The sequence below is a fragment of the Flavobacterium sp. genome, assembly GCF_035456225.1.
GTDB lineage: Bacteria > Bacteroidota > Bacteroidia > Flavobacteriales > Flavobacteriaceae > Flavobacterium.
In genome coordinates, this window is sequence record NZ_DATIDM010000121.1 from 1 (window position 1) to 6,045 (window position 6,045).

General features: G+C 39.4%; 3 protein-coding genes. 2 read left to right on the plus strand and 1 reads right to left on the minus strand.

Annotated features, from left to right (window positions below; genetic code table 11):
• Nucleotides 1-948 (minus strand): succinylglutamate desuccinylase/aspartoacylase family protein (locus VLB74_RS07330; RefSeq protein ID WP_325202807.1); only part of this gene is annotated, 948 nt, incomplete at its 3' end.
• Nucleotides 949-2,115: 1,167 nt separating this feature from the next.
• On the opposite strand from VLB74_RS07330, the gene uvrC reads away from it, so the two are divergent.
• Complete coding sequence (gene uvrC, locus VLB74_RS07335; RefSeq protein ID WP_325202808.1) at nucleotides 2,116-3,906, plus strand: excinuclease ABC subunit UvrC; 1,791 nt, start codon at nucleotides 2,116-2,118, stop codon at nucleotides 3,904-3,906.
• A gap of 106 nt (nucleotides 3,907-4,012) precedes the next feature.
• A partial coding sequence (locus tag VLB74_RS07340) for a patatin-like phospholipase family protein (RefSeq protein ID WP_325202809.1) occupies nucleotides 4,013-6,045 on the plus strand: 2,033 nt, incomplete at its 3' end.

Consider the following 6,045-nt stretch of genomic DNA (forward strand, 5'->3'; position numbering starts at 1 on the left):
ATGATAAATGGCGTCGCCCTGATACACGATTGGTGCCTCGTTCACATTGATGATGTAGCCTGTATTGGGTGCTTTCATCTTGTGTTCGATTTTTCCGTACGGGTCGGAGATGGTTGCCAGGAGCTGTCCTTTTTCCACATAACTTCCAATGGTGGTATATCCGTGAAACATGCCGGAATATCGGGCCCTGATCCACGATGATTTAGAAATGTAAATACTGTCCGACACAGCCGGAATGGCTTTTTTTCGATTGCCGAGCATTCCTAAATGTTCTAAAACGCGTTTTGCCCCTTCGATACCCTGTTGGGTGATGTCTTCATTGATGTCGATGGATTTTCCGCCTTCAAAGAGCAGCATTTTAACGCCTAGTTTATCGCAGGAATTTCTAAAGGAGCCGGTGATGTTGTTGGAATAAAGCGTAAAAGGCGCATTAAACACGGAGGCTAAAGCTTGCAGTTCCGGGTTGTTAGGGGCGATTCGGATTTGGGCAGCATTAAACCGGGCGGCTCCTCCGGCGTGAAAATCGATGGCATAATCCACGTGCGGAATTACTTCTTTCAATAAATAATAGGCAAAACGACTGGCCAGCGAACCGTTTTTACTTCCCGGAAATACCCTGTTCAAATCACGGCCATCGGGAAACTCGCGGGTTTGGTTTACAAATCCGAATACATTGATTATCGGAATGCAAATGATGGTTCCGGTTTTTGGCTTGTTGATTTTCTTTACAATCATCTGCCGGACAATTTCAATCCCGTTGATTTCATCACCATGCAGTCCTGACGAGAGTAAAACTGTTGGCCCCGGAAGCTTGGAACGTTCCACGATTATCGGAATTTTGAGTTTGGTCATGGTATGGAGTTTAGCAATTTCCATATTGATGGTCTTGCTTTCTCCGGGCAAAATCTCTTCTTTTAGTATTTTCAGGATGTTATTGCGGTAATTCATAGTCGGTTAAAACGCTAAAATAGTAATAATTATAAACCAAAAATCGTGGATTGTGATTTTTTGAGCCGTTTTTCAGATATTGTGTTGTATTTGTTGGTTAATTAAAAAGGGATGAATTTTTGCTAAAGCAATAGGTAACGGAGTGTTGAATCTATGACGGAAGCGACAAAGAGTATAACAAGAAAATAATTGCGAATTGGTGTGAACTCAAAATAAAGGAGGATTCCATAATCAGCAATTGAAATATGAGAATCCTCCCGTGGTATTTGCCAAAGAGGTAGAAACGTCTTTGGGTATTTAGCTTTGGAAATTAAAAAGCTAACTTTTCGAGTCTGTTTTCCGCTCCGGAGTATCAGCTTGTGGAGTTTGAGACTCATTAATTTTTTATTTCGTAAATGTGGTAACGGTATCTGTCTGATCGTCAACAGTCAGTTTGACTTCCTAGGTGCTGATATTTGAGCTGTATTTCAAAATGGCCCCTGTTATGCTAATCTTGTTCGTCAATAAAGATGTATCTTTTACGACATCGTCGGTTGTACTGTTGTTTTCAAATTGTGTATGAGCGGGTTCCGGTGTTTTTTGTTATTTTCTCACAGAGTGAACCCTTTCTTTTTTTGAGAAAAACTTTAAAAAACTTCTCGAATTTATGAATATAATAATTTTTTAACAATAAAAATTAAAAGACAACCCTTAAATATCACAAAATATTATTAAAGTGTGTTGAATGTATAATTTGTAAGAAGGGGTATTCAGCTACCGTTTGGACACATTTATAATAGCACACAGATCATACGGATTTACACAAATAAAATCCAAAGTGATTTTAAAAACGGATTGTGATTTATACCAAATTTTTTAGTTTACGTCAAAAAATCCGTGTCGATTTGTGTCATCCATGGCCTAAAGCATTATGTATAACACTAATGTTTACACGATAGGTTATTTTTTGAAAAAATGTAACAACTATAGGTTTCCTCTGATGTCTCGTAAAACTCTTTTTTGTCGCCATAATGTATTGATAGCGCGTTAACCTATGAATAAGGTTTTCCGACAACTTGTTTTTCCGCTTAATAAATTCGTAACTTTGAAATGGTAATGAATGTTGGGATATCAACTAAATGACTTCCGATACTTCACAACCCGCTAATTTATAACCCATAATTATCTGTGATTGCCTCTTTAGAACTTCAAATTCAAACACTGCCCGATAGCCCGGGGGTATATCAGTATTATGATAAAGAAGGGAAAATCCTCTATGTGGGTAAAGCCAAAAATCTAAAGAAAAGGGTCGCCTCCTATTTCAATAAAATACACGATAATGCCAAGACTAATGTGTTGGTTAAGAAAATCGTTTCCATAAAACATATTGTTGTTCCCACAGAAACCGATGCGCTTCTGCTGGAAAACAATCTGATAAAAAAACTGCAACCGCGCTATAATGTGATGTTGCGAGATGATAAAACCTATCCGTGGATCTGCATCAAAAACGAACGGTTCCCGCGCATCTTTTCCACCCGAAAAATGATTAAGGACGGTTCGGAGTATTTTGGGCCTTATACCAGTTTTAAAACGGTACATACGATTTTGGATTTAATCAAAGAATTGTACCCGTTGCGTACCTGTAATTACGATTTGAGTAAGTCCAATATCGACAGCGGCAAGTTCAAGGTTTGCCTGGAATACCACATAGGAAACTGTAAAGGCCCATGTGAAGCTCTTGAAACGATTACGGATTACGAAAAAAAGGTGCAGGCCATCCGCGAAATCCTGAAAGGGAATTTCAAAGAAAGTTTGAAGGATTTCAAAAAACATATGGGCGAACTGGCGGCCGAAATGAAATTCGAAGAAGCGCAGAAAATAAAGGAAAAGATAGATGTTTTGGAAAATTACCAGGCGAAATCGACCATCCTGAATCCGAAAATTTCGAACATTGATGTGTTTTCGATTGTATCCGATGAAAGCATGGCGTATGTAAACTTTTTGCAGATTTCCCACGGCGCGATTGTCCGTTCCCATACCATGGAGCTGAAAAAGAAACTGGAAGAAACCGATGAAGAATTGCTGGAATTGGCTGTGGTGGAATTGCGCGAACGTTTTCATCTGAATTCCAAAGAAATCATTGTTCCATTCGAATTGAATTTCGGGGAAAAAATAAAAGTGACCGTTCCGAAACTGGGCGACAAAAAACAGATACTCGATCTGTCCGAGCGCAATGCCAAGTTTTACCGAATGGATCAGCTGAAACAGATTAAAATTGTGGATCCCGACCGACATACGAATCGGATCATGGCGCAGATGCAGAAAGATTTGCGTCTTCCGGTGGAACCGCGTCATATCGAATGCTTTGATAATTCCAATATTCAGGGTACGAATCCGGTATCGGCCTGTGTGGTGTTTAAAGACGGCAAGCCCAGCAAGAAAGATTACCGTCTTTTCAATATCAAAACCGTTGAAGGTCCTAACGACTTCGCTTCCATGGAAGAAGTGGTATACCGAAGATACAGACGATTGTTGGAAGAAAATCAACCCTTGCCGCAACTGATTATCATCGACGGGGGAAAAGGACAACTGTCTTCAGCATTGAAAAGCATCGACGATTTGGGGCTCCGCGGAAAAATTACTATCATCGGTATAGCAAAACGTTTGGAAGAATTGTTTTATCCGGGTGACTCGGTGCCTTTGTATCTGGATAAAAAATCGGAAACACTTAAAATTATTCAGCAACTGCGCAATGAAGCACATCGTTTCGGAATCACGTTTCATCGTGACAAGCGTAGTAAAGCGGCTTTAAATTCTTCCATAGAAAGCATCCCCGGAATCGGTGAAAAAACCATGCAGGCACTGATTTTACACTTTAAATCGGTGAAACGACTGAAAATGGCGACAGAAAAAGAAATTTCTGACGTGGTAGGTCTTTCAAAAGCCAAAAAAATTGTCGAATTTTACAGAAACGAATAACGATATGCAAGTTAGGGCACTAGCCAGAAGCCAATGGCCGAAAGTAAATGGTAGCAGAAAGAGCTGCTTTTTATTTGTATATAAACTATTGCTTATTGTATGTTGTATGTTGTCAAATACTGCGATTGCCCAGGATACCATTGTGCAAAATCCGAAAAGGCCCAAGATCGGATTGGTTTTAAGTGGAGGTGGAGCTAAAGGCCTAGCGCATATTGGGGTGTTGAAGGTGCTGGAAGAAGCCGGTGTGAAAATTGATTATATTGGCGGAACCAGCATGGGGGCCATTGTTGGTGGTTTGTATGCTTCGGGATATACCGCAAATCAGCTGGATTCTATTTTCAGGGTGGCTGACCCGGATGCTTTACTTCAGGATTATATCCCAAGGACTTCCAAAAGTTTTTTCGAGAAAAGAAATGATGAGATGTATGCTTTGAGCCTGCCTTTCAATAATTTTAAAATTGGTGCTCCGCCCGCTCTTTCCAAAGGGATGTATAACTTTAATTTAGTTAGCAGGTTGACTAATCATGTGCGTTATATCCGGGATTTTAACAAACTTCCAATCCCCTATGTGTGTATCGCTACAGATATCGAAACGGGCGAAGAGGTGGTAATCCGAAACGGTATTTTACCAAAAGCCATTTTGGCCAGCGGGGCATTTCCGTCCTTATACACTCCGGTTGAAATCGACGGAAGACTTTTGATAGATGGCGGGGTAACCAACAATTATCCTATTGAAGAAGTCAAAAAAATGGGGGCGGATATTATTATCGGTGTCGACGTGCAGGAGGGTTTGAAAGACAGGACTAAAATTGGTGGTGCCACAGGGGTTATGGCTCAAATTGCCAATTTCAGCATGATTGAGAAGATGACCGAAAAAAGAAATGCAACCGATATTTATATAAAACCGGAGGTTACGGGTTATTCTGTCATTTCATTTGATTTGGGTGAGGAAATCATTAAAAAAGGAGAGGACGCCGCTTTTGCGGTATATGAAATTTTAGCGAAATACGGTGAAAACCCCAAAAAGACACCCAAGAAAATTTACGCAACGAAGTTGACCGACACAATCAATATTGATTATTTGCAGGTAAGTGATCTTAAGGATTTTACAAGGCCTTATGTTTTGGGAAAATTGAGGTTTAAAAACAATTCCGTAATTACTTTCCAGAAATTGAGCGATGGTATAGGGAATTTAAGCTCGACACAAAATTTCAGCTCTATTGCGTATTACTTTGATAAGGATGAGACTGAAGGCGAAAAGATGGTATTGGAGTTAAAGGAAAATCCAATCAAGCGTTACCTGAAGTTCAGCATCCATTATGATGGTTTGTACAAAAGTGCGGCTCTGGTGAATGTGACACAGAAAAAAGTTTTTTTTAAAAATGATAATGTTTCTTTGGATTTTATTCTTGGGGATAATTTCAGGTATAATCTGAATTACTACTACGACAATGGTTTTCAGTGGAGTTTTGGTGTGAATTCCTATCTGAATCAATTCAAAAAGAATAGTTCGGTTGATTACAGCAATGGGGAGGCTTTAGATACTTTGAATATGCATTCGATTCCCCTTTCTTACCTGGATTTTACGAATCAGGTTTTTGCCCAAACTATTTTTGCCCAAAAATTCCTTGTCGGAGCGGGAGGCGAATGGAAAATCCTGAAAATTGAGTCAGACGCATTGGAAAATTCCGATTCGGTTATTGAAAACAGCAGTTATCTTTCCCTGTATGGTTATATGAAGTTTGATTCTAAAGATAAAAATCATTTTGCGACAAAAGGATGGCATTTTATCGGTGATTTTAAATCGTTATTATATTCCACCGATTATACCGACAGTTTTGAACCCTTTTCCATTGCCAAAGCAGATATTGAGTTAGTGCACAGCTTCTTTAAAGGGTTGGCTTTTAAAATCCAATCGGAAGGGGGCTTTTCCATTGGTGAGCGGACAGTTCCCTTTCACGATTTTGTTTTGGGTGGATATGGTTATAACATGATCAATAATTTTCGCCATTTTTACGGATACGATTTCTTAAGTATACCGGGTGACAGTTATGTAAAAGGGGAAGTAGGTTTCGATTTTGAGTTTTACAAAAAGAACCATTTTAACTTTTATGCGAATTATGCCAATGTAGGTAATGC